21 protein-coding genes and 14 tRNA genes are annotated in these 24,755 nt (G+C 50.9%); 3 read left to right on the top strand and 32 right to left on the bottom strand.

Annotated elements, in window-relative coordinates; translation table 11 throughout:
• Positions 1-10 precede the first annotated feature (10 nt).
• From H8L32_RS04330 to H8L32_RS04425, 20 genes are all read right to left on the bottom strand, one after another.
• Positions 11-1,060: a hypothetical protein gene (locus H8L32_RS04330; RefSeq protein WP_186945951.1), complete on the bottom strand. Its 1,050-nt coding sequence runs from the start codon at positions 1,058-1,060 to the stop codon at positions 11-13.
• Between the two features lie 9 nt (positions 1,061-1,069).
• Positions 1,070-2,098 (bottom strand): RNA ligase (ATP), encoded by a 1,029-nt coding sequence (locus H8L32_RS04335; RefSeq protein ID WP_186945952.1) that lies wholly within the window; start codon positions 2,096-2,098, stop codon positions 1,070-1,072.
• 124 nt (positions 2,099-2,222) lie between these two features.
• Positions 2,223-2,298: transfer RNA gene (locus H8L32_RS04340), tRNA-Met, on the bottom strand.
• Positions 2,299-2,831: 533 nt separating this feature from the next.
• The gene (locus tag H8L32_RS04345; RefSeq protein ID WP_186945953.1) at positions 2,832-4,022 is read right to left on the bottom strand and encodes a hypothetical protein; all 1,191 of its coding nucleotides are present in this window, start codon (positions 4,020-4,022) and stop codon (positions 2,832-2,834) included.
• Positions 4,023-4,048: 26 nt separating this feature from the next.
• The gene (locus tag H8L32_RS04350; protein WP_186945954.1) at positions 4,049-4,348 is read right to left on the bottom strand and encodes a hypothetical protein; all 300 of its coding nucleotides are present in this window, start codon (positions 4,346-4,348) and stop codon (positions 4,049-4,051) included.
• Between the two features lie 75 nt (positions 4,349-4,423).
• Positions 4,424-4,747 (bottom strand): hypothetical protein, encoded by a 324-nt coding sequence (locus H8L32_RS04355; RefSeq protein WP_186945955.1) that lies wholly within the window; start codon positions 4,745-4,747, stop codon positions 4,424-4,426.
• A 204-nt stretch (positions 4,748-4,951) separates the two neighbouring features.
• Positions 4,952-5,040: transfer RNA gene (locus tag H8L32_RS04360), tRNA-Ser, on the bottom strand.
• Positions 5,041-5,045: 5 nt separating this feature from the next.
• Positions 5,046-5,121: transfer RNA gene (locus H8L32_RS04365), tRNA-Thr, on the bottom strand.
• Positions 5,122-5,127: 6 nt separating this feature from the next.
• A tRNA-Asp gene (locus H8L32_RS04370) sits at positions 5,128-5,202 on the bottom strand.
• A 6-nt stretch (positions 5,203-5,208) separates the two neighbouring features.
• Positions 5,209-5,296 (bottom strand) — tRNA-Ser (locus H8L32_RS04375).
• An 81-nt stretch (positions 5,297-5,377) separates the two neighbouring features.
• Positions 5,378-5,453 (bottom strand) — tRNA-Arg (locus tag H8L32_RS04380).
• 6 nt (positions 5,454-5,459) lie between these two features.
• Positions 5,460-5,535: transfer RNA gene (locus H8L32_RS04385), tRNA-Trp, on the bottom strand.
• A 54-nt stretch (positions 5,536-5,589) separates the two neighbouring features.
• Positions 5,590-5,666 (bottom strand) — tRNA-Ile (locus tag H8L32_RS04390).
• A gap of 9 nt (positions 5,667-5,675) precedes the next feature.
• Positions 5,676-5,750 (bottom strand) — tRNA-Ile (locus H8L32_RS04395).
• 18 nt (positions 5,751-5,768) lie between these two features.
• Positions 5,769-5,844, bottom strand: a tRNA-Asn gene (locus tag H8L32_RS04400).
• 67 nt (positions 5,845-5,911) lie between these two features.
• Positions 5,912-5,985 (bottom strand) — tRNA-Lys (locus tag H8L32_RS04405).
• An 80-nt stretch (positions 5,986-6,065) separates the two neighbouring features.
• A tRNA-Ala gene (locus H8L32_RS04410) sits at positions 6,066-6,141 on the bottom strand.
• A 26-nt stretch (positions 6,142-6,167) separates the two neighbouring features.
• Positions 6,168-6,244 (bottom strand) — tRNA-Pro (locus H8L32_RS04415).
• Positions 6,245-6,354: 110 nt separating this feature from the next.
• Positions 6,355-6,429: transfer RNA gene (locus H8L32_RS04420), tRNA-Glu, on the bottom strand.
• Between the two features lie 340 nt (positions 6,430-6,769).
• A complete protein-coding gene (locus H8L32_RS04425) occupies positions 6,770-7,015 on the bottom strand; it encodes a hypothetical protein (RefSeq protein ID WP_186945956.1) in 246 nt (81 codons plus the stop codon).
• Positions 7,016-7,212: 197 nt separating this feature from the next.
• Between H8L32_RS04425 and H8L32_RS04430 the strand changes: the two genes are divergently transcribed.
• On the top strand, positions 7,213-7,518 hold the full coding sequence (locus H8L32_RS04430; protein WP_186945957.1) for a helix-turn-helix domain-containing protein: 306 nt from the start codon (positions 7,213-7,215) through the stop codon (positions 7,516-7,518).
• A 92-nt stretch (positions 7,519-7,610) separates the two neighbouring features.
• Here H8L32_RS04430 and H8L32_RS04435 read toward each other — a convergent pair whose 3' ends face one another.
• From H8L32_RS04435 to H8L32_RS04455, 5 genes are all read right to left on the bottom strand, one after another.
• Positions 7,611-7,916 carry a high-potential iron-sulfur protein gene (locus H8L32_RS04435; protein WP_186945958.1) on the bottom strand — a complete coding sequence of 102 codons (306 nt, stop codon included), beginning with the start codon at positions 7,914-7,916 and terminating at the stop codon, positions 7,611-7,613.
• 180 nt (positions 7,917-8,096) lie between these two features.
• Positions 8,097-9,428 (bottom strand): hypothetical protein, encoded by a 1,332-nt coding sequence (locus H8L32_RS04440; RefSeq protein ID WP_186945959.1) that lies wholly within the window; start codon positions 9,426-9,428, stop codon positions 8,097-8,099.
• Positions 9,425-10,027: a sigma-70 family RNA polymerase sigma factor gene (locus H8L32_RS04445; protein WP_230412055.1), complete on the bottom strand. Its 603-nt coding sequence runs from the start codon at positions 10,025-10,027 to the stop codon at positions 9,425-9,427. Before H8L32_RS04445 ends, H8L32_RS04440 begins: the two co-directional genes overlap by 4 nt.
• Positions 10,028-10,190: 163 nt before the next feature.
• Positions 10,191-14,555 (bottom strand): MG2 domain-containing protein, encoded by a 4,365-nt coding sequence (locus H8L32_RS04450; protein ID WP_186945960.1) that lies wholly within the window; start codon positions 14,553-14,555, stop codon positions 10,191-10,193.
• A gap of 87 nt (positions 14,556-14,642) precedes the next feature.
• Positions 14,643-15,428, bottom strand: coding sequence for a hypothetical protein (locus tag H8L32_RS04455; protein WP_186945961.1), 786 nt, complete (start codon positions 15,426-15,428; stop codon positions 14,643-14,645).
• 204 nt (positions 15,429-15,632) lie between these two features.
• Here H8L32_RS04455 and H8L32_RS04460 point away from each other — a divergent pair, with 204 nt between their 5' ends.
• A complete protein-coding gene (locus H8L32_RS04460) occupies positions 15,633-16,334 on the top strand; it encodes a YceH family protein (protein WP_186945962.1) in 702 nt (233 codons plus the stop codon).
• A 41-nt stretch (positions 16,335-16,375) separates the two neighbouring features.
• On the opposite strand, the gene H8L32_RS04465 is transcribed toward H8L32_RS04460, so the two are convergent.
• The 3 genes from H8L32_RS04465 to H8L32_RS04475 form a co-directional block, all read right to left on the bottom strand.
• Entirely contained in the window at positions 16,376-17,032 is a 657-nt protein-coding gene (locus H8L32_RS04465) for a ribosomal protein L7/L12 (protein ID WP_186945963.1), read from the bottom strand.
• 7 nt (positions 17,033-17,039) lie between these two features.
• The gene (locus H8L32_RS04470) at positions 17,040-18,122 is read right to left on the bottom strand and encodes a hypothetical protein (RefSeq protein ID WP_186945964.1); all 1,083 of its coding nucleotides are present in this window, start codon (positions 18,120-18,122) and stop codon (positions 17,040-17,042) included.
• A 74-nt stretch (positions 18,123-18,196) separates the two neighbouring features.
• On the bottom strand, positions 18,197-19,351 hold the full coding sequence (locus H8L32_RS04475) for an SPFH domain-containing protein (RefSeq protein WP_186945965.1): 1,155 nt from the start codon (positions 19,349-19,351) through the stop codon (positions 18,197-18,199).
• 439 nt (positions 19,352-19,790) lie between these two features.
• On the opposite strand from H8L32_RS04475, the gene H8L32_RS04480 reads away from it, so the two are divergent.
• Positions 19,791-20,213, top strand: a complete 423-nt coding sequence (locus tag H8L32_RS04480; RefSeq protein WP_186945966.1) for a hypothetical protein — start codon at positions 19,791-19,793, stop codon at positions 20,211-20,213.
• Positions 20,214-20,357: 144 nt separating this feature from the next.
• On the opposite strand, the gene H8L32_RS04485 is transcribed toward H8L32_RS04480, so the two are convergent.
• The 4 genes from H8L32_RS04485 to H8L32_RS04500 form a co-directional block, all read right to left on the bottom strand.
• A complete protein-coding gene (locus tag H8L32_RS04485; protein ID WP_186945967.1) occupies positions 20,358-21,599 on the bottom strand; it encodes a type II toxin-antitoxin system HipA family toxin in 1,242 nt (413 codons plus the stop codon).
• A complete protein-coding gene (locus H8L32_RS04490; protein ID WP_186945968.1) occupies positions 21,596-21,913 on the bottom strand; it encodes a helix-turn-helix domain-containing protein in 318 nt (105 codons plus the stop codon). Before H8L32_RS04490 ends, H8L32_RS04485 begins: the two co-directional genes overlap by 4 nt.
• A 134-nt stretch (positions 21,914-22,047) precedes the next feature.
• The gene (locus H8L32_RS04495; protein WP_186945969.1) at positions 22,048-23,061 is read right to left on the bottom strand and encodes a tetratricopeptide repeat protein; all 1,014 of its coding nucleotides are present in this window, start codon (positions 23,059-23,061) and stop codon (positions 22,048-22,050) included.
• Positions 23,062-23,188: 127 nt separating this feature from the next.
• Positions 23,189-24,556 carry a sugar MFS transporter gene (locus tag H8L32_RS04500; RefSeq protein ID WP_222619193.1) on the bottom strand — a complete coding sequence of 456 codons (1,368 nt, stop codon included), beginning with the start codon at positions 24,554-24,556 and terminating at the stop codon, positions 23,189-23,191.
• Positions 24,557-24,755: the final 199 nt, after the last annotated feature.

Consider the following 24,755-nt stretch of genomic DNA (forward strand, 5'->3'; position numbering starts at 1 on the left):
AGACGTAAAATCAGGATTGCGCAGCCGCTTCCTGCAAAAACCTGGCCTTGATGGCTTCAGGGCTGGCTTCTATAAAAAAGTTTTCAAAACTGGTTTCATTGGCAAATGAATTGCGTACACGTGCCATCAGTTCGCCCAGTTCCTTGCCGGACAAGCCGGTAATCTCAGCAGCCAGGCCACCATTGAATTGGCGCTTCACCAGCTTTTTGCGGGCATAGTCTGCCAGGGCATCGTGATAGGCTAGCCTGAAATCGGGGAACTGCGCAAACGTTGTATCGAGAAATTCATTTTTCTGATTGTTGCGCTCTGTCGTGCCAGCTTCGGCCCACGGGTAGGCTGGTAATTCCACCTCATCCTGTTCGTCCAGCCAGGTCAGAAAGGCATTGTAGGTCGCTCTTTTGGCATCCCGTATGCGGGCTTTGTGATTTCTGTTATCGAGCAGGTAAATTTCGCGGTTGGCATAGGGTGATGCCACGACATAACGGAAGATGTCATTCAGGGTTCTGAACTGCCCATTGGTGCGCATGGTTTCGTAAAGCGCGGCATCGTAACCAATCAGACTCAGGGCTTCACCAAAATTCGTCGTAATGCAAACTTCGGCAATCATGTGGCTGCTGTTATCCGGATCGCGTAGTGGGTACAGCAAGCCAAGATGCCCGAACTTGGCACCAAACTTGTGGGCAATGCGGCCCACCAGATTACCAAAGTCGTTCAAGCCAAAGTAACGCGAAGCAAAATCAAATGATGCTGGTGCTGTTCGTATCAAGTCAACCTGGAACACACCTTCGGCTATCGCCAGACCCATGCTGGTGACATCGCCATTAAAGACCACTTCGGTCGCCTGCAATGCCTGCGCCAGTTGCGCAGCATCATAGTCCTGGCCAGCTTCGACCAGGATGTCCAGATCACCAAAATCTGTCTTATTGGCATACGCAATGACGGCTTCAATACGGCGTTGTGGAAAACACCGTTGCAATGTTGTCACTGCATGCCGTTCCACTTCACGGTATCTTGATGCGGGCAATCGAACCGATTCAGCCTGTAGTGCATTTCCGCCCATGACATTTCCTTATCTGTCGCCATGCTTTAACAAATAGCTGTTTGAAATTGCCTTGAATGACATGCTGCCGTCCAGACGCTTGAATACCACACCTTCTCTCAAAGTTGCCGGATTCAGGGAGCCACCTTCGGCATACTCCAGCACCCTGGCCACATCTGCTTGAAAGCGCTCCAGTGTCGTATTTTCCAGCCATGGTACCTCATTGACACTGGCACCCAGTGCGCGCAGATCAGCCACAACTTGCTGGCGTTCTGCCCTGCCCAGATATTGACGGGTATCGCTGTTGAACACGTCAAACAGATAAAATTCCTGACCGCGCAGTTTTTCTGGATTACCCTGAATGCCTTCGCCTATGATTTCGCCTTGCAAGGCAAGATTGCGACCATATGCCGTCAGTGCAGTCAGTAGCTTATTTTGCTTTGCCACCTTCCACAGGCTGTTGCTTTCTGATTCCCTGATCCACCAGTTTCTACCGCAGACACCAGATACATTGTCGTGATGGAAGACCGTCATGCTGGAACCATCCAGTTTGATGGTGACTTCAAATTCCGTTTTTGCATCCGTGCTCAGTACTTCCGTCAGATTCTGGATACGTTCCTGATCGGTCTTGCTGATGAAATCCGGAAAGGGGCCTTCCACTTCACCAGACAGTGAGGCAGGTATGGCAGGTTCCCATTTTTCAATGCCAAGCAATGCACCAAGATCAACGTCTCCGGCTACAGCATGTGCAGTCAGTTCCGAAAATTCACCCAAAGGCAGAATCAGACCCTGTGACAATTGGCCACGCAATCTGATGGTACGCAACCGCACACCAACTTTATCGTTCCAGTTGATCTTGTTCTTTTCCAGAAAAGTAAAACGTGCGTCGCTTAAAGGCAAAAAGGAATCAATCTCGAAATATACGCAGGCATCGCCAACCTGAAATTCATTTTTCTTGACCACGACAGACCAGCCATCCACGCTTGCGCATTCAATGGCATCTGCGCCGGGGATGGGTCTGATGTTGCTGACTTGTCTGATGGTGACTAATTTTCTCATTGGAATTTCCTTGTTATTTTTATGGTTGCCGCTATCGCGCAGTGCGCGAAAAAATGTTGATTGTATGTGATTAGGTGTATAGCTGGATAAAAAACGGGGATGGGAAGTATGGATTTTGTTGTCGTGGTCGAGATTGCCGGATTTGAACCAGCGACCGCTCGCATATGAAGCGAATGCTCTACCAACTGAGCTAAATCTCGATTTGTATCGATTGAAAAGGAGGGGATGATCGCCACGAATCAGCAATGCCGAAACGGGTCTGTGTGTGGCGATCAAAGATGGTGCGTCAGGCAGGGTTAGTGGACTGTAACAGTTGAAAACAGAGTGCCTTCCGCTTGCGCGACGACCATGGCTGCGTTGCAAATGCTCGCGATAGTTCACTATCGCTCTGCTTTGCGTCTTGCCCTGATCGCCGGGCAAGCGTCTTTCACTTCTGTTTCAACTATTACAGTCCACTAGAACCCGCAACAGTCGGTGTAGAAGACCGGGGCTCTATCCTTTGAGTTACTAACGTAATATGGCGGAAGCGATGTCAGTAATATCTCCCTATGAAAAATACGCGGATTTTTCATTTACCCATCTTTGCGCCCACCTGCTTCAAAAATGTATGATTTAATTTAAAAATTAAAATCAATTTCATTTAAAACAACTGGGAATTCAACTTCCGCTTACGCCCCGTTGCGGAAGTTCGCATTATTGGGCTACGCTCGTATAGCTTTCGCAGGTCGGTACATCAAGAACTCGGAGTTGATCCGAGCACACCAATAATTTTGGCGATCTGCCCATTCAACTGATCTTTCGCACCTTTGATAGTGCAAAGCTTCCCAGTTTTGTACTCGTCTACTAGTGTTCGCCCATATCGCTGGAGCATCATCACGTCTGACGGAGTAACCTTCGATTTCATAAAACCACCGGGGAAAGCTTTCTTGAAGTGCCAATGATTGTTTGTCACGAACGAAAGAAATTCCATGAGATATTCCTCAGTAAAAATAACATCAGGCTCCAGGTTGGCAAACTTTGAAAGCATCGATTCGTATTCTGCGGGCTCCTTAACTAGATGTTCATACACCCATGAGTAGTACTCATCTGCAGCTTGGTGGATACGGCCTCTATTCCGGTCTACCCGTACTCCAAAGTTCAGAGGTTCAATTCTGTCTTCCCACCAGCCTGAAAAAAGCGAAGGATAAAGGTCCAGTTCAAGTAGCGTATTTACATTGTTATGCTCAGCTCTCACTACGGTAAATTTCTTGTCGAACTGTAGCCCCTTATTACGGGCGAACGAAATACACACGTGATCCAGGAGAGACTCCGAGAAGCTTGATGTGACATTGTAAACATCAATGACTTCATGCACGTTTTTTTCATTGAATTTGAAATCCGCCTTGTAGAACCACCGCCTAGTTACCCCGAGACATTCGGCAAATGCACAATGTTCAAGGTCCATGAAGGCAAGACTCGAAAAAGTCAACAAATTATCAAAAATGTCTGCCGTATTTTTAAACGCCAAGTCAGGCGCGTATGAAGCGGGTTCTCGATGATTGCCGTGACCCAACTTAAGTTTGTAGTCAGTATTGGAATAAACTCTGAAGAGCCCGGTAACAAGAGACTCCGCAGGAAATATCAATTTTTGGTGGGCGCTCACGTTCCGAAGGTACTTGAGCATCTCGTAGTCTTTCCGATGCACCTCCCTGAACTCAGTGACGGAAGCATTGAGCCAACTTGGTGAGTTTTTTATCGAATTCTCGACAAAGAATAAAAGGCTACGTAGAAGATTGTTAAGGCTAAGTATGAAGTGTTTCGGTTGGTGATAGGCCGAATCCAACAAACGTTTATTCTCGTGAACGATCTCGATGTTTTGCACCACCTCCGGATGCTCTGCGTCCATTCGCTCAAAAAAAAGCGAGGACCGTGCCAAATCAAACATATATATCCTTCGCTTTCAAATCGTTACTACCGCAGTGGCTCTGCATCAAAGACTCGCAACTGAAGTGAAACCCATTTTCGAAACTCAATGGGAGAAATAGGGTTTTCAACTTGCACCATTTCAGGCCACACTCGAAGTGACATGATCTCCCACTCTTGAGCAATCTTTAATATTCTTGCGTCAACTATGTCAATTTTAACAGCTTCACTTAGCTTTATAGATGCACCACAAACGTGAGAAAAGTGAACCTCATCCGCAAGGTACGAGTGAGCCAAGTCGATAAGAGTTTTCAGTTCTGGCAGGCGGCGCGATTGAGAATATTTCATAGTTATTGACACGTTGTAAATTTTTTCGAAGTCGCTGCCCATTTTTTTTGAACGACCGCAGTTGGCCGGTTACTGTCAATCGCCAAGTTCGTGACCGCTAGTGTAAGACAGACCTCCAACAAGTCCAACTCCTAAGATCAAAAGCGATGCCATACCTTTGCTGGGAGCAAATGCGATTATCTGAAATCCGAAATTGTTAGCATAGAGGTCTGGAGTCGGATTCGCTTGTAACTCATCCATCGTACTAGACACATCTACCCAACCGTAAATCAACACCACAGACAGCCATACAAAGAAAATGACAAGTAAAATCAATTTTCGCTGTATTTTAAAGTTACTCACTGTCGCTTTTGGAACCGCCAACGGCAATTCCCAGCCACAGCCCGCCGCCGTCGCCATACAGGCCGCTTAGTTCGAGGCTACAAACGGACAGAGCAGAGAGCTGATTGATCCGGGAGACCATGGATTTATCCACCTTTCTTCCCACCTTTGATAGCAGGATGGTAGTGTATTTTGCTGGACAGCTGCACACGTCGGATTTGCGATTTCTCCTAAGAGAAGGCGAAAAACAAACCCCATCGCAGGGGCTTGTCTTCGGGTACTTGGAGGAAGCGGTGAGATTCGAACTCACGGGTCCGTTATGGACCTCCTGTTTTCAAGACAGGTGCAATGAACCGCTCTGCCACGCTTCCATGATTGGTGCCGGTTGCAGGATTTGAACCCACGACCCACTGATTACAAATCAGTTGCTCTACCAACTGAGCTAAACCGGCAAAAACTGGCGCCCTATAGCGGAATCGAACCGCTGGCACTTCGCTGGACAGGCGAATACTCTACCATTGAGTTAATAGGGCGAAAATTGGCGGAAGATGTGCGATTCGAACGCACATGGGCCTGAGGAGCCCGCCGGGTTAGCAACCCGGTGCAATACCATTATGCGAATCTTCCTTTATTAAAAAAATTATCGTGTATGTGCATTCCACATCCTGCTGGTGAGGTAGCAGTGATCTGTTGATCACACGATAAAACTGGACCCGCCTGCAGGGATCGAACCTGCGACCTCAACATTCGTATTGTTGCGCTCTTCCAGCTGAGCTAAGGCGAGAAATAGTGGCATCCCAGACAGGACTTGAACCTGTAACCTTCGGTTTTGGAGACCGCGACTCTTCCAATTGAGCTACTGAGATAAATGGGACTGACGAAAAAATGCGTAAAGATTTTTTCGTCAGTTCTGTTGACGTTGGTACTTGCAGATGGAATTGAACCACCAGCCTCTGCCTTATCAAGGCAGCGCTCTGACCAATTGAGCTATACAAGTAAAAAATCATGGTGTCCCTTGCTGGCTTTGAACCAGCGACCGACCGGTTATGAGCCGGTTGCTCTACCCCTGAGCTAAAGGAACGCGTTAAAGTGGAAAGAATGGCTCCTCGACCTGGATTCGAACCAGGGACATGCGTATTAACAGTACGCCACTCTGCCTGCTGAGTTATCGAGGAATTGAAAATTGGGGGGCTTGTACAAAACACCGGTTAAAACGATTGCGCTTTAATCGAAATTCTGTGGTGGTCGAGATAGAGAGAATTGAACTCTCGCCGTTCGGTTAAAAGCCGAATGCTCTACCTTTGAGCTACATCCTGCGTGATTTTATGGTTTGGCATCTTGCGATGCATGGTCTTTCGTTTCATGTGATGCTCCGGTAATTGCGTTGTTAAAAAATTGGTGGAAGTGGTCGGAATCGAACCGACGACATTCTGCGTGCAAAGCAGGCGCTCTCCCAACTGAGCTACACCCCCGTATTGGTTTTTTGTTTCATAAATTATGGTCGGAGTACGAGGATTTGAACCTCGGACCTTCTGCTCCCAAAGCAGTTGCGCTCCCGGGCTGCGCCATACTCCGATTGATTAACTTTTCTTGCTTAGTGATGCTGGTGCGTCCCCGTGGTAACGATCCACGCTCCCCGATTTTTCAGACCGGTGCTTTCACCTGTTTAGCTTGAGACACAATGATGGAGTCCTTGAGTGGAATCGAACCGCCATTCGCTGATAGAAAGTCAGCTGTCCTGACCTTTAGACGACAAAGACATCATGAAAAAAACCTCGAAATCATTGATTGCAAAGTCACTTTCATGATGAAACGGGCAGAGGGATTTTTACCCTTGTGAACGGTCAATGTTCGCACTACCCTGGTATCCACTCTCATTCCACAGGCATGTGAAGATGCCTGTGGAATGAGCTTGAATAATACTTCCCGAATTGTTAAAGAATTTCCATGGGCCGGTGTTGTCCGGTCACGACCGCTTGCACGGGTTTGACTGCTGTGATCTGCGTTGTGCGGATCAAAAAAACCAAAAACAAAAAACAAAAAAGCCCGGAGCTGTTGAAGGCATCCGGGCTTTTCAGCGCTGGGGTCGGGGGAGCGGGCTTAGCTTGCTCCGGTGACCTTAAGGGTTGCCCCTCGTATGCCTGTTTGTATGAACCATGTATCTTGCAGATTCATGGGGTTGACATCATTGAACATTTCACTATCGGCGTGTTCTGGTGATGTGAAGAATGGAATCGTATTGCGGGCAGCCTTCTTCGCCGCGGCTTTGCTGGCCTTGGCCGATGCCCGGGCTTGCGCATTGAAGCGCAGGCTTGGTATCAGTTGTTGGAGCAAAGTTGTTTTCACGATCATTCCTAAAATAGTGTTTGTTAATGCGAGTGCTAGTGGGTATTGCTTAGTCGATGGATGTATCTTGCCACAGGTTTTTGAATAAAACAAGCATGGCATGACGAAATTAATGAAATATTTGATGTGTTTTTGCGACAGGTGCAATATTTCTTCGTTTATTGCTATGATGCGCGCCTTCGAAGTGAGGTTCGGACATGCATACCATATCAACAGTTTTACCTGAAATAGCCCTTGGCCAACAACGTATCAGGGTCGTATTGCGACTACGCGAATTAATGGCGGAACACAAAATTCGTTCGGTCTCTGCGCTGCATCGCATACTGATCAGCAAGAAGGTCACCGTATCGCATTCACAGCTATTGCGCATCGTCGATAACAAGGCAGACCACTGGAAGGTGGAATTTCTGTCTGCCTTTATTGAGGTGTTTCAATGTAGTGAAAGCGAGCTGTTCAAGATTGAACGTTATGTGGAAACAGACGAGATTGCTGCTGGCGCCTGAATACAGCAGGAAGCCTTGTGTGCTGTTATGCTGCTAAATAGGTTTGTTCAAGTATAGAACCTGGCATTGAGGTCAAACATTAACGCTAGACATTAACCCCAGACATCACACCAGCCTTCTTCCTTCACCAACTTGCCTGGGAAGATGCCGCATGCGCCCCAGCCGTTGCGTTTGTCTTCATAGAGCTGGCAGCTACCGCATTTTTGCGTGTTCTTGAATTCGGGAAAGCGCTTGATGTCGACCTTGGCAGCATTTTCCACATAGGCATGCTGCTTGGCTTCGACTTCATCTTCTTTCAGGGGCACTTCGTTAGCTGCGCGGCCAGGCAGGGTGTACATGGCGAGACCTGCACCGAGCAGGCGTGCGACAAATATTCTGCGTTGTTGATTCGAGTTCATGGCTGAGCCTTTCATCAAAGACATCCTGTCCGTCAGTGTACTTCTGTTTATTAGGACTTACGCAAAACCGCCCCAGCTGCGTTGCAGCTCCTTGCCGTACTAAAGTACTGTCTGCGTCGCTGACGCCTTGCCGGGACAATTTTTCGTAAGTCCTATTTATAGATCCAAATGCACGCCGGCTTATTTTTGCAGATTCTCAATCTGCTTTTGCAGGGACAAATCCACGACATAATCCGGATAAACAGTGCGGAACCTGTTCCATTCCTCCAGCGCTGTTTTGTTTTGTTTGGCCTTGATCAGTTTCTCTATCTTTGCCAATCGCAACTGCGCATCAGATACTGGTGCTGCCACTGGTGGCGTTTGCACCATGGGTGGCGGTGCTGTAGCTACCGGCGCAGGCATGGCAACATTGTTACTATTGTCTGCAAGTTGCTTTTCTACAGACGATTTCATGGCTGCCATGGCTGGCGCACTGAGGGGGGCGGCACTTTTTGCCATACGCGTATCCATGCTTGTTTGTGGTATAGCCGGTTTGGTTTCAGCCTCGTTCGCCCTTAAATATTGTCGTGGCACTTCTTCTTTCATGGCGACTGAACCGGTGGCAAATGTGCGTGCCCTTTCAGCTTGCCCGCCGGCCGCCTGTTTGTCATCCGATGCGGCATTTGCTGCCATTTTTGCGAGGGACGAGACTTCGGCAGCTGACATGGCGGCTGCTGGTGCAGCCGGAATAGCGCGCCGCAATGCGTCTGGTGTCGCAGACGCCACAATGACCGGTTCGGCGGCAATGGCAGCAGCAGGGGGCACGGGGATAGCGATAGTTGCCGCAGCAGGTACAGCGGCAACTTGTGCAACAACTGGTGCAACCGGCTCGGGCCGGTTCATGGCGACAACCGTATTGTCCTTGTCCATCAGGCGTGATTTGGCTTTGACGCTGCCTGCAGGTTTGCGTGGTGATTGCGCGGGTATATTTGCTGCCGCACTGTCCATGTCGGCCATTGGCGCGGCAGCCACGACTGTTGCTGCCTTGCGCTCTTCTGGCACTTGCAGCTGCACCTCATTCTTGGCAAGTTGCGGATATGTATCCTGCTGATTTTTTTGCAGCAAGACAAAGGGTACGGCCAGCAAAACGCTGGCGGCCAAACCCAGTGGCAGTTTCCAGCGCCATAAAAATGAAGGCTTTTGTGATGATGGTGACGTTAGTGACGATGCATCAGGATTTTGCACATCATTGGCCGCTGCCAATGGTGACAATACTGGTTGAACTGGCAGAGTTGGCTGGGGTGCCAGAATAGCTGCCTGTATCATGGGCACTTCCGACGCAGCCAGTCTCAGGTGTGGGTCCAGGGCTGCTTCGGCATCGGCCAGTATTGCTGCATCCAGTGCGGCTGAAGGTGTATCTTGCGGCAATTCATGCAGCAAATCGGCAAGCGCACCTTTGCCTTGCAGGAACTCTTCAAATTCGGCGTCCTGCATAGGGTCAATATCGTTGATGTCGGTATCTCTGGAAGTCATGCTGGCTCACCTTGCTTCGTCTGGCTATGCAATTGGGAGCGCAATTTCTGCATGGCATAGCGTAATCTGCTTTTGACAGTCTCCACAGGTACTGCAGTGATGGCTGCAATTTCTTCGAGGCTGAGTCCATTAAATTGCTGCAAGACGAGTGCCTCTTTCTGGTCATTCGGTAAAACCCGTATGGCTGCATGCAGCCTGTCGGCTTGCTGTTTTTTATCCAGTGCGGCTTCTGGCGACAGCGTATCCTGGTTGGCATGTGTGGCGTTGTCGATAGCGGCATTGTCGAAGACATCGTGATGTGCGTCATCACCAACCAGAAAAATTTCTTTCTGGCGCAACAGATCAATCAGGCGGTTGCGTGCAATCTGGTACAGATAGGTACGAAAACCTGCCAGAGGCGTGTAATGCTGGCGGGCAGTGTGCAAGGCTGCCCAGCTGTCCTGCACAATTTCATCCACCCATTCACGGCGTGGCGAACGCCAACTGATAAAACGGTACAGACCATTGCTGTGACGCTGATACAGCTCGCGAAAGGCTTGCAGGTCGCCTTCGCAGTACAGCAGCATCAATGCTTCGTCAGTTTGTGGGGTGGAAATCATGCCGTCTAGTTTAACGGATATTCCCCGGTTCATCGCAGATTTTGCATTGCCTGCATTTGACAACCCAGTGTCTTTTTCAGTGCCTTTATATGCGACGTTTCCCGTTACCTGACACCACCAATGTGATGCCAGGTAACGGGGCTTGCTACATCGTGTCATCGCATCAAGGCGTGATGCTTATGCTCATTGGTGTTGTCCACGTTTTATCCGTGTCGTTGTAATACAGGTAGGCCGATGATGCCGGGCTGGTATAGGTGCCCGGTACGGTTGCCACCAGATCAATTGCCAGTTTCCGGACTTCGCCTGGTTTCATGTCACGGAAGTAGAGTATCACTTCACGCGCACGGGTTTCAAAGAAGGCGATCTGGCCTTTTTCGCGCATTTCTTTCAACTGCCAGTTCTGGAAAGTCAGGCCACCGGGCAAACCCAGGCGTACCAGGCTCATGGGTTGGCCAGTCTGCGTTCTATTGCTGACGACGGCATCCAGACGCACTGTTTCACCCATCTTCATGTCCGTTTTTGCCAGGCTGGTATTGAGGTTGATGACAGCATCTTTTGAAGAAGCAGGCGCTGTCGTGCGGTATTCAACAGCAATTGAATACGGCAGGGCTTCGCTGCTTTTTGACAGCAGGCTGATGCTATGTTTGCCTGGTGTCAGCAAGTCATCAATGTCGTTGAACATGACAGCTTCACGTCGGCCAGCTTCGTAATTTTGTTCACGTACCACGACGCCATCTATCAACAGGCTGATCTTGCCGGCTGTGGGGGCAATGCGGGTGGCATTGTCAAAGGCGATCATGGCTTTCAATGCCAGCACGGTTGCCTGTGTAGCACCCCATTGGCCAAAGCCGCTGCGATTGTTTTGCAGCCAGTCTATGCCTTTGCGCGCCTGTTCCAGATGGCCGCCAGCCTTCAACATACTCAAGATTGCCAGTGAAGTGGTTTCTATCTGCAAATTGCTGCCGCCACTGCGGGTGATGGAATGATCGGCATTGGTCCATGCGCCAGATGCTGCCTGCATTGCCGCCAGTTTGTTCACCGCTGCCTGACGTGCCTTGTCTGTGACGGCAGACGCACTGCCTTTTTCCAGCATGGTGCCGGTAGCCAGTGCCAGTTGATAGGCATCCTGCGTGTTTTCTGCCAGCCTGGCTGAGCGGGCAATTTCTTTGTCGAGGCCAGTTTCACCTGCCGACACCAGCGCCCAGGTGATATAGGCATCGGTGACTTCTGGTGTAGCGCGGCCAAAACTGTCCAGTGCCTTGACATCGCGCTGGTAACCGCCATTGCCGTCGCGTCTGGATTTCAGCCATGCCGCAGTGCGTTCCAGCATGGCCCGGTCAACGGCACCGTAGATTGGTTTCATGTCAGCAAATTCCAGCAGGCCATAGGCTGTCAAAGCCTCATGTCCGGGGTCACCGCCAAACCATTCATAGCCTTTTTTCGGCGATTCAAATCCGGCCAGTTTTTTATAGCCACTGTCGAGCAACTTGCCGGTGCGTTCCAGCAAGGCGGTGTCTGCCACGTCATGCTGCTTCAGGTATTGCATGATCATGACATTGGGGTAATTGGTGGACGAGGTCTGTTCGAAGCAGCCATTCGGTTCACGCAACATGCCTTCCAGACCCGATATCATGGTTGACAGTGACGATGTGTACACCTTGATACTTGCCTGCGCGCTGCCCTTGCTGGCCTTGCTCAGATCAAGTTCGTGGCTGGCCTGTCCTTTGATTTGTCCGGATTTTTCGAACAGTTGTGGAAAGCCGGGTGCCACCACCGGGATGCTGCGCAAAATTTCATCTTTCAGGCCCGCTGCGGTGGCAGACAGACGCACTTCAGACTGCCCGCGTACCCCGGTCACCTCTACCGGTATGAACAGGCTCTTGCGCTGGCCTGCTCCCAGCACTTCCGACAGCTTGCCGTTGCCGGGCTTGCCCGCTTCGCTGCTTGCCTTGAGCATGGCACCAAAACTGCTGTCCATGGATACCGGCATCGATTGCTCGCTTTCGTTGGTCAGCGTTACAGGTATCAAAGGATGGTCACCGGCTGATATCTCCAGCGGCAGCTTGGCGGACAAAGAAAACGGCAGTGAAGATTTGATGACGGTCTCATTGCGTCCCGCCAGCCCGGTCGCTGACTGGCCACCGGCCGCCCCCACACCTTCGGTAGAAACACGGAAAGAAGTTACTGCATCAGACAAGAAAAATTTCACACTGGCTTTGCCCTGTTTATCTGTCTTGACCGATGGTGCCCACATGACGGTTTCGCGGTAATCATCGCGAGGACCATCATGGCTGACCTGGTTTGCCTGGTAAGCCGGTACCGGGAACACGCGCACCGGTGCCAGGGCCAGCGGTTCTTCTTCGAAGCGAAAATCCATTTTCGCGGCAGCACGGGCAAAGTCCTTGTCCACCAGTTCTTTCGCCATGAAGTTACCTGCTACGGCTCTTTCTTCCGGGATCATGACCATTGCCGGCGCAGCTGCCGCTTGCATGTCTGCGACAGCCGCGCGTTGCTGTGGTAGACGGCGGCGTATCTCGGCTTCTGCCTTGACGACATTTGGATTTTGCGCAACTGGCATGACCAGTTTGCCTTCGGCTGCTTTTTTCATATCAGGCGGCAGTGCCAATGGCATAGGTGGGCTGGGAAGCGGGGCTGGTTTCATCGGTGCTTCAGGCATTTTCATCTTGACCAGGTCTGCAAAACCGCCTCTGGCAAGCGGCGCGGCTAAAGGTGCCATCTGCGTGTGGAAGGCGTTGATAACGGGCACCCAGTCAAAGCGGCGATAGCCACGCGTCCCCATCAGCATATCCAGCGCCAAAGCGCTTTTTTCTTCAGCCAGATCCATGTAGAAATTGGGTTCTTCCACCTTGCCTGGCAATTCTGATTCCAGCAACAGGCGTGACAGCAAGTGGGCGCTCTTGTCATCGGCAAAAGACAGCACCGTATCATCGACTACCGCCAGCGCCAGTTCGGCAGGTACGGGTTTGCCGCTGATATCTCTGGTGGTGATGGACAGTGCGACCTGGCCACGTGGGGTATAGCTTTTCTTGTCTGTCTCTACCTTGATGTCGAGCCGGTTGCGGCGATTGCGAAACACCAGTCTTTCGGCGAGTGGGGTCAGGGCCTGATCAAATACCGTGACCCGCGCAATACCAGCCGCATTGCGGATAGCTGCATCACTGGCCTGCAAGTAAATCACGGCGGGCTTGTCGGGGCCGGCTTCGATGGCACCCACATCAAACAGGTTTTCACGCACGGTTGCTGCCACCACCACTTTTTGTTTTTCCGAGCATTGCACGGCAATACGCAAGTCTTTTTCCTGGCCATCCAGGTCATCATAGCTACGCAGCACACAGCCACTTTCTTCGGCCAGCGGCAGGGTATAGGTTTCTGTCACCGTATCGGGTTTGCTGATTTCGGCATGATAGCTGCGGCCAGTAGCAGGGGTAAAGGCAATACGGCCCAGACCGTTTTTATACGTCGCAAAGCGCGCCACGGTATTGCCCCGGTCATCTACCAGGCGGCCTTCGACATCGGCGGGTTTGCCCAATCTGTTTCTGGCTTCAAAATACAAACGGGTGGGCAGGCCAGCCACCATTTTCCCACCTTCGGGGAAGAAGGACAGTGCCAGCTTTTTCTGCAATATCGGTATGGATTTGGAAATCGATTCGGTAATGCCGCCATCTTCTACCAGTATCGTCAACAAGCCATCGCCGGTATCTATTTTCTTTGGCAGATCAAACTTGACCAGGGCATCACCTTCACTATTGGTCGTGGCCTTGACACATGGCAGCTCCACACCATCTACCGTGACGATGGCTGTGATCTGTTTGTTTGTCAGCACCTCACCAGTGGGGCGTTTGACCTCTACCGTGGCGCTAACCTGTTCACCGGCGCCATACGATTTTTTGATGAATTCCAGCTTCTTTTTCAGGCGCGGTGCTTCATATGCCGACACAATGATGGCACGTTCGACTGTTTGCCCATCTGCACTGGTGGTACGCAAGGTATATTCACCACCCTGCGCATCCGCAGGGATTTCAAAATCATTGCTTGCTGTACCAGCCACCACGGCCACATTCTTTTTCAGGACCGTGGCACCTTTGGGCGAAATCAGCTCGACCCGGGTTTGAGATTGATCACTGCCCGTTAAGGTACGTGCTTTTAAATCCCAGGTCTTGAACCAGATGGTTTCACCCGGCTTGTACAAAGGCTTGTCCACCTGCATATACATGCGATGGCCAACCTGGTAATCAAAATAACTGTTGATCAGTTCTGGTAACTCTTTGCCGCGTGTCGTATTGTCGCGTTTGGCTGCATCCGGTGCAGCTTCTGCTGCCAGCGCCGGAAGTATGTCTTTTTTGCTTTTGGCGACCTTGCCCTCCTGACCATCCTGACTGTCACTCGCATGCAGGTCATTGTCTGTTTTTTTTGTATCCCCCGGCCCTTGGTCGGTGCGTTCTGTCATATTGGTCAACTGGCAGCCGCCGAGTATCAGGGCTAATAATAATGTGCTGGGCTTTTTCACGATGGGTATCCTTTTTGTGGAATGCTATTTTTTATATGCTGGCGGGTGCAGGCGCAGTTGTTTGGGATTATTCGGAATTATTCAGAGTTATTCCGGATCAGGCACAAAGCCGCCGGGGAAGGGGTTGGGCTGATCATGACGTGTACGCGGGATGATGCCGCGTGCCACCAGATGGGCATAGGTGTCGTAATGGATGCTGATGATTTCATTTGCCATGGGCGTAGCACGACGAAAATCCGTAGACCGCACGGCGCTGGGCAGACGTTCTCCATGTCCGGTGCCTATCCTGGAATCAGCCAGTTCTGCACCGTCGGCACGTTTTGCCATGCTGCCTGTGATGGCAGGGGCAGGGGCGGACGAAGGGACAGGAGCCTGTGCTGTAGCAGCGGAATTGCGCGAATACTCTTCTTGTCTGACGTATGCAGGTTCCACGTATTCACGAAACAGGGCAATGCCTATCACGCCCACATTGTCGGGGCGGCCAGTACGGGCAGCATAGGAATCAGGCAGTTGCGAGAAGTAAAATGCCGCCACTTCATCCATATTCTTGCGCCAGCCTTTCACTTCCATGGTTTGCCAGGTGTTCAGCACATAACCTGCCTGCGCCGGCGAAGCCGTGCTACCGGTCAGTACATTGATGCCATCGACGGACAGTACAGATAAAACCCGTTCATCTGTCTTGTTCCTGATTTCTATCGCATAGCGGTCACCGGGCTTGCCCGCGACATAGTTCACCCCCTGATGGCGCCAGATGGGCAGGCGTTCGCCTGTGGCCTGATTGATGATGCTGACAGCAGCCAGTTGCCCGGCACTGGCTATGGGAGCCAGTAAGGCCATGATCAGCGTTGTTACGATAGTTATCCAGGTTTTCATGTTCACTCCAAAAAATGAGGGTCTTGTTCATTAAACGGAGCAGCAAAAGAAACGGGGTTAAAGTTTTTGGAAATTATTTGCAAGAGGCGATAAATCAGTTTTCTCGCGTTGTGGTGTCACATTTTCAATTTTTAAGGATAATATGAAGCCAATAAGGCCATTGCGGAGTATTAGCCAGCCGCAGCAACAATGACAGGAATCAGCATGAACACAGAAAATACCGCCGAATCAGGCAGCCCAGCCGCAGCAGATGCCCAGTTTTTAGATGAAGTTGAAGTGCGGGTACTGGGCGCACTGGCAGAAAAAGAAGCCGCCACCCCAGACAATTACCCGCTGTCCCTGAATGCGATGGTGAACGCCTGTAACCAGCTCACCAGTCGCGACCCCGTCATGTCCGTGACCGAGGCCGAAGTGCTGGAAGCCATAGACAGGCTGGCCACCAAAAAGCTGGTCAACGCCATCCACCAGGCTGGTGCCCGCGTCGCCAAGTATGAACACCGCATGCGTATCAAGTGGATGCTGGACCAACCCAAGGTGGCTGTACTGAGCATCCTCATGCTGCGCGGTTTTCAGACCGCAGGCGAAATCCGCAGCCGCGTTGGCCGCCTGCATGAATTTGCTACCGTAGCAGAAGTGGAAAAATGCCTCGATTACCTCATCGACAAATACCCACCCCTGGTCGCCCGCCTGAACCTGACGCCGGGCACCAAGGAACCACGCTATGCGCACCTGCTGTCTTGCGATGAAGAAAGCCTGGACCAGGCAGAAGTCAGCCACCCAGTCAGTGCTGGCGGTGGTTCAAAAGCTGACAGAGTTGGTCAGCTGGAAGCAGAAGTCGCGCAACTGAAGCAGCAGGTCAGCGATTTGAGCCTGCAATTTGCGGAGTTTAAGAAGCAGTTTGAATGAAGTTTTCTTGCGAAAATTTAGGCATGATTTGAGTGGATGAATTATGTGATCCACTCTGAAGTAATCTTCAGACGGCCTTGACAATTTGGACAATTGCATTCGGGTGACCATGTTCTGACTAATGATTGATCCTTGTGGCAATAAGCGCATGTTATTGATGAGTTGATATCGCCGTTTTCAAGGAAGATATTTCCTTCAAAATCAATCAGTTGCACGGTTCTCTGTTCGTCTTCGTCGCTAAAATTTGGTGAGCCTGGTGACCTTAGCTTGTTGGTCATTAACGGGCCAAAATGGGGATTCTTACGGTGTTCGTAAACGCGTATTGTAGTTCCGATACCGAGAACACTAAGTTCCTCTGATATGTCTTTTGCTTCATCCTCTGTCAATTCCTGTTTAAAAGTGAAAGGCAGATTGTTTATAGTCTGCCTTGCCTCTTCTAGACTCATTTGTTTTACTTGGCGTAGTTGCATCATCATTGCAACACGACTATGCTCAGAAATCACATCGATAACAATTTCAAAAATTTTCCAAAACTCTTCACCTCTATCATGTAAGGCTACCTCGATTGAGTGACGCGTACCACAATGGCGGCAGACCGATAAGACGAAACCGCTATACCCAGTCCAAAAACGATGGCTGTCATAGCCACCAACGGAAAATTGGAGTTTGCAGTCAAGGCACTTGAAGTCAGAAACCATCGCTAGCTTACTTATGCCCCAGCATAATCAACACCCCAACCACAATCACACCCAGCAATACCGCCCCGGCGATCTTCCATGCTGAATACGGGCGTTCACCCTGTACTTCGCCCGTCTGGCCATTGACCAGAAAGCGGTAGGTCTTGTCGCCGTATTTATACGAAGACAGCCAGATAGGCAGCAGGATGTGCTTGAAGCTGATATTGGAATAGCGCGGTTGCATGGCGGTAATGCGCTGGTGGTCACCACCGATGTCGCGGCAGATGGCATTGCGGATTTCGTCTTCCATCTTGCCCTGTGCATCCACAAAGCCCGGTTCCAGACCAACCTGATACGCTTCTACCGTGAAGCCGGATACATAATCGTCGCGATAGCCTTGCAATTTATCCAGACGCCACGGTGCCAGGTTTTCTGCATACGAAGTGGGCAGGGTTTTTGAACCGACTACCAGGACATCATCAAACGGCACCTGTACCGCACCTACCGCCGGGTACCAGTTGGTTCTTGTGACCTGGCGGCTCTTGGTTTCACCGTTTTCGGTATAGGTTTCTGTTACCGTGTAATCAACGCCGCGCTGGCCCTGATAGGTGGTGTCGCTGTCGGCATCATAGGTCCAATACGGGGTGTAGATACCCTTCAGGCCGCGCTCTGCACGGTAGGCGCGTTTCAGCGCATTGGGGGCAAACCACAAGCCTGTCACCCAGTTCGTAAATTTCGAACGCGCTTCCGATTCCTTGATGTCAAACGGGGCAATCGCCTTGGGCCTGATCTTGCGTGCGGCATAAGCGTTAGCGGCTATCAGTGGCACCGAACAAAACGGGCAACGGTCAGACACCAGATTGGCCGCCAGTTGCGATTCGGCCCCGCAACCTGTGCATTTCACATGCTGACTGGCGAGCATGGGTTCATTGCCAGCCTGTTCTGCCAGATACGCCTGGTAATCCAGCTCTTCTACTGCCGCAACCGTGGCTTGCTGGTCTTCAGGGATATCATTCTTGGCGCCGCAATACGGGCATTGCAGGGCGTGCTGGCCAGGCGCGTATTCCAGCTTTGCACCACAAGATTTGCAGGGATAGTTTTTTGTTGTCACAGGTGATGGTTCCAGAACAAAACAGAAATGGCGTCGCCCCCATCCGGGTGCGACGCCGCATCATGAAGCCGGTTTTATTGTGGTAGCAGTGGCGGCGGCATGGCAGCAAACAGGCCAGACAGATCCGACTGTTCACCCGCCTTGCCCCAGGCAGCCATACCCTGACGCCATACCAGGCTGTCACGCGTCAGGCTGCCACCGGCAACATGCGATTGCAGCACAGGCAAATCAAACGGGCCAGTCTGCGCGCCGTTTTGCGCGACAAAGTATTGCACTGCCGTTGGCAAAGGTGGCGGCATGCCACCGCTCGCCGCAGGGGCAGATACCGGGCTTGCAGCCGGGGCCGCAGCAGGTTGTGGATTATTACCAAACATCGTGCCCATGCTCTGGCTTAACATGCCGCCTACACCCACACCCATCATGGCGCCTGCCATGCCGGGGTTTTGTGCTGCATCACGCAAAGCCTGTGCGCCCTGGTACTGAGCAAACTGGTTCATGTTACCTATCACGCGCATGGCACCCTGCTGGTCGATGGCTTTTTCCACCTCTTCCGGCAAGCCTATGTCCTGCACCTGCACTTCACACAGTTCCAAACCAAACTGGACAAAATCAGCAGCAATCTTTTCCTGTATGCGCTTGCCCACTTCGGTGACCTTGGCTTCCAGATCAATTACTGGCACGCCAATCTCAGGCATTACTTCCTTGATGCGCATGCCTATCTTGCCGCGCAGGTTTTCTTCTATATCCTGCGTGGTAAAGTCAGCCTTGGTGCCCACCAGTTCAGACAGCATGGCCTTGGCATCAACAATGCGTATGCCATAGATACCAAAGGCAGTCACACGCACCACACCAAATTCAGGGTCGCGCATGGTGGCCGGGCCAGCCGTACCCCATTTCAGGTTGGTAAAGCGGGTGGTCTTAAAGAAATACACTTCCGCCTTGAAAGGGCTGTTAAAGCCATACTTCCAACCCTTGAGCGTGCTCAGCAAAGGCATGTTTTCAGTCGACAGGTCATACATGCCTGGCATGAAGACATCTGCCACCTGGCCCTTGCCCATCTGGCCTTCATTGACCATCACGGCAATCTGCCCTTCGCGCACCGTCAGCTTGGCACCCATCTTGATTTCGTTCTGATAGCGCTCAAAGCGATGCACCATCACATCGGGACTGTCATCCAGCCATTCGACAATATCGATAAATTCATTGCTGAGCTTATTCCACAGACCCATAGTCTTCTCCAAAAACAAAATTCTTGCAGGATGCTGGCAGGCAATTCCATTGATAGCGGCCAGCAGCTATTCGGCGAACAGGTGTGGATAATTAAAATCCACCAGCGCATTCGGCGTAGGCGAAGTATTGCTGAATTGGTACATTATCACAAGGGCGGGGAGGGGGTTTTGTGTTGTAAGCGTTTGTAAATGTTAGTTGTTTGAAATATATGCATGTTCCTTTTCACAAAATGATCGCAAGATATGGCATTTTGACCAAAATATGATGGCAAGGATTGAGAAATCCAATAGCTGGGTTTGTGAGTAGTGCTTGATTATCTTCAATTTATATTACCTGCTTACTTTGCGTAAATTTCTTGGTTATAAACTGTCTTGCTTCTAAAGGGATTAACAACGGAAATATGGCTACATTCAAATTTCGGAGACAATGAGAAACGACATGCTTAAATTCGGTATTGATATACAGCGACAAGTTATTACGGCTAACTTAGATGACTTCTCGCCAAACGCAATGTTGCCAAATGTGCATGGAGGGCAATATGGGATGACGCCGCAAAAGTGGCGTACAGACGTTATTTCTCTTACATGCGGCATGCTGGCCGCAGAACTTATTGAGCCGCTTCCTGGGATGGAGGCTTATCATGGGAAGCATTTTGAAAAAATTAGAGAGATTTTGCAGCACGGTGATGCAGAGAATGGATTTGATGTCGATTTGACTTGGAACGTTATACATTTTTATGGAACAAAAAAACTGCATGACTTGCTTGAAAAGCTTCAGCTAGATAGTTGGGAGACAATTCATGATGAGCTGTCACCATCGCTTGGTAATATTTTGGCTGAAATGCATGTTGTGTATTTTTAATGTCAACGGCAATCAGCGCAATGGCGTCAGTTGGAGTCAGTTCTGATGTTCATGCATTTCCTGTCGGATCGACACTGAACACCTGTTGGTTGTTTCAAGTGTCGCTTGAACGGTAATCGCTGTATGTGAAATGTGTCAGCACTTCTAAGCCAGCAACCTTGATCGATTCGCTTCAATGGCCTTACCCACCATTGCCAATGTTTTTCTTGAAATAGGCAAATCCCGCGCCGTATTCTTGAAATCATTCGCAGTAATTAAATCCAGCACTTCATCAATCATATGCTGCGCATCTTTTTCTTTCAGCCCACCGTCTTGCGCCACTTTTAAAATATGTGCCTGCGTTGGTGACTTGCCTTCGCCGGCAACGTCCATGAAGTGTTCGCCTTGGTAACCGGGGCAATAGGTCAGGTCGTAAGGTGGAGCGAGTTCCCATTCCTGATTTGTATTGAGCAGGTAGGACAGGTTTTTGGCGTGGTCGTCGCGGTTGTTCATCAATACGTTGAAGATGCAGCGTTGTAATGCCTTTTTTAATTCCCTTGCATCGCGTGTCAACCTGCGCGTTGCGCGCATGAATTCGCTGTAGCCCAAGGCGGGTATTTGAAAATTGACGTGTAATAAACCAGCTAATGAATGAACGTGGATACGTTGTTCATGTTCACGGTCAAAACGTTTGGTGCCAAATGCGGTCAGGCCATCGGGTAATTCAAAGAATTGCGTGTCGCCCATGCCCAGGCCGCATTTGCGAGCCAGCCGCGCGTATAGTTCTTCCAGTGCGCAACTGTCCTTGGCATCTTCTTTTGCAGGAAATTTGATGAGCCAGGCCTCTGCCGAGGGTATGTATTCGGTACTCATCTGCCCTGTTGCTGGTTTGTAATAGACCAGTGCTTTGGGGCGTGCACCGCCGGGTGATCCGCCTGCTTTAGCCAGTTCATCCAAGACCTCATGGCTATCGTTTGTCTCCAATGCCCGCACTTCTTTTGCAAGCTCGATTAATGTCAGGTCTGTGACTTCGAGATTGTTTTCGCTACATGGCTCATAGGTCAAAGCACCCATGGTGTTGTCACCAAGATAGGCGAGTCTATCCAGTACTGAGACGGTTTCAGTATTTATGCCTTTGGCTTTCATGCGGCGGTTCATCAACTGGAAACCCCAGCTATCAGGCAAGGAATCATAGATTAATCCTGGCACGCGCATGAGGGGCAGGTAATCAGCCTGTTTGTCAGGATAAGCATTTGGCCGGAGCGGCAGGCGTATGGGAGATAGTTCCAGACCACGTGCAATGGCGACAGGCGAATACTGGAATAAGATATCACTACCATCGTCGGCCAATGTTCCCAGCCAAAGCGATTCGCCATGTACGGTATAGTTGACTTTAAGCTCTTTCATGCTGAGCTTTTTGTTTTGCGATATGCCCGCTGCCTGGCCTGCACAGCAGATTTCGCCCGCATATCTTCTATGCTATTGGTTTGTGGTGTCAGCACAGTTTGTAAATCTGGCGTCGCATTCAAGGACTCCAGTATGCGGACAAAGTTAGTCAGCGTGCATTTGCCTGTGCGTTCAAAACTGCTGACTGTTTGCGCAGAGACGCCTATGCGTTGTGCCAACTCTTCTACGCTGATGTTCAAAAGCAAACGCCGCTCACGCGCACGTTCGCCCAGTTCTACACAAATCTCATCAGGTAAGAGTAAAGAGAAATCCATTGGTTTTCTGTAGATTATGGTTAGTTAATCTAACTTTCCAATAGGATTATACTGGTTATGGTCGTGTGTAAGGTGGTTTTTTAGTCCGAATTGATCAGCAAAAAATTGTGTTATGAGTAATTACTAATCGCCCCCTAAGCCACCCGCATTTCCCCAAAACTCCGTACAAATTCATCCAGATATCGCTGGTAAGGCCCCAGGTCTACGGCTTGCATTTTGATCAGCAAAGCCTGTCCCTCTTTGTTGCGGCGCAGTTGCTGGTAGGCGCGTAGCAGGTTCAGGCCGGCCATGGGGTCGTGGCGTTCTGGCTGGTAGACGGGGGCGATCAGTTCGATGATGTTGGTGAGGTGGCCGTGACTGCCCAGTGCACCGGAGATGCTGGCCAGGGCGCTGGCATCAAACAGTTTTGCATGCAGAACCTTGTGGTACAGGTTGACGGCGGTTTCTGGCTGGTTTTGTTCCAGGTAATATTGTGCCAGTACCAGTTGCGCACGCCAGGTCTGGGGCAGGGCGCAGACGGTGTGCAGGGCATCCACGTAGGCGGTGTCACCATGCTGTTCGCGTTCCATGGCCAGCCACCACATCAGGCCGTTTTCCAGATTTGGGGCGGCTTGCACGGCTTCCCACAAGATGTCCTTGGCTGCCGCTTCGTTGCCGGTTTCCCATACAACCTTGGCCAGATTGGTCAGCAGGGTGCCGGTAGCACCGACCTTTTGCATGCCGGCTTTCAGCGTCGCTTCAGCTTCTGGTAATCGGCCGTTTTCCAGCAAGACGATACCGTGCACGGTGTAGCCGCGTTCGGCGATGGTGTCGATGGCCAGCAGGCGTTCTGCTGCGGCTACCAGGTCTTTGGCAAAGCCATCATTCAAGGCAGTCATGATGACGTTGTAAAGGGCATCGGCGTCATTCGCTTTTTCTGCGATGCTGGGCAACAAGACTTTTTCACGCCATTCATTGCGCGGCACCACGACCTGTCGGCCTTGTGCATCATAGACTGTGATTGGCTCGCCTTCGTCCATCTCCGACGGTGTTGGTGCCGGGGTGCTGGTTGATAATTTTACTGTTGCTGCTGGTGTTGTGGTGGTTTCCGGTGCGGTTTGGTCGGACGATTTGGTATTGCTAAAAACAGAAAGAAGGCGTTTGAACATGGCAAATGACTATTCAATATTGATAGTTCATTATGCCTGCGTGATGTTTTGGCGCAAGAAATTATGTGCAAATAAATTACCGAAGTTGTAACAATTTCTGTGGAGTCACAGAAATTGTTATAGCTCATCAACCTGCCTGATCTGCCCTTTCCAGTTTCCCTGTAGCGCTGCCCCAGCTGCGCAGTTTATGTCCCTTTATGGCATACATGAAAATCATCAGATAGCAGGGCAGCATGACCCAGTAAGCAGTTTGGGAATTGCCCGCATCTGAAAACTTACCGTACAGCATGGGCAGCAAGGCACCACCGGCAATACCCATGATGAGCAGGGCAGAACCGGCTGCCGTATATTTACCCAGGCCTTGCAAGGCCAGCGGCCAGACGGATGGCCAGACCAGCGCGTTTGCCAGGCCCAGCATGGCCAGGAACATAACGGTGTTGGGCACCACCGGCACGCCTGCCCAGCTGACCAGGACGTTGGCAATGCTGGTGTCAGTTGCTGAACTGGTCGCAACGCCTATGGTGAACAGCAGGCCACTAACGGCAGAAAACAGCAGGGCGGTTCTTTGTGTCATCAGCCTGGGGATGGTTGTCGCACCCAGTATGTAACCCAGCACCATGAAGCTCATGGTGTAAGAAGTCAGCACGGTATAGTTGTGCACGCCCAGATTGCGGCCATACAGACCTATGGTGTCACCGGCGATGACCTCGACGCCGACATAGGCAAACAGCGACAGTGCGCCCAGCACCAGTTGCGGGTATTGCAGCACGCCCCATTTCTTGACTTTCGTGACTTCTGGCTGGTTCTTTTCTTCTTCCGCATGTAATTCTGGCAGTGAAGAAAAATGTACGATCACCATTACCACCAGCAAGCCAGCCGCCATGATGGCATACGGGTAAACCAGGCGCGATGACAGCTCTGCGCGCAAGGCCAGTCTGCCAGCATGATCCAGCGCAGCCAGGGCCGTATCGGAATATTTTTCTATACCAGATAAAATCAGCGCAGAAAACACCAGCGGTACCACGATGCCCGCACCCTTGTTGAACAGACCCATGATGCTGATGCGCATGGCAGCGCTTTCGCGTGAGCCTATGCAGACGATGTAGGGATTGATAGCCGTTTGCATCAGCGTCATGCCCGTGGCCAGCGTGAACAGGGCCAGCAAAAAGAAACCATAAAAGCTGGACTTGGCAGCCGGAATGAATAGCAGCGCACCCACTGCCATAATGCCCAGACCCAGTGTCATGCCATTCTTGTAGCCGGTACGGCTAAGTATGGCTGCCGATGGCAGGGCCATCACGGTGTAGGCGATATAAAAGGCAAACGTCACCCACAGCGCCTGAAAGTTGTTGAGGTCGCAGACTATTTTCAGGAAGGGGATCAGCGAACCATTCAGCCATGTGGCAAAACCCAGGATAAAGAATAAGAGGCTGATAAAAAACATGGCTACCACCACGTCTTTCGTTGATCCTGCTGGTTGATCATGGTTATTCATGAGGGATTCCAAACATATTTAAATTATTAGGACTTACGCAAAACCGCCCCAGTTGTGTTGCAGCTCCCGCATTTAGCAAGATTCGGTACTAAAGTACTGTCTGCATCGCTGACGGTGTAGTCGGGGTTTCAGGCAAATGCTGCCTGCCGACGAAACGAACCTCCCTTGCAAGGGAGGTTTCCTAAAAGCGATAGCCTTG

Source organism: Undibacterium hunanense, from assembly GCF_014284335.1.
Lineage (GTDB): Bacteria > Pseudomonadota > Gammaproteobacteria > Burkholderiales > Burkholderiaceae_D > Undibacterium > Undibacterium hunanense.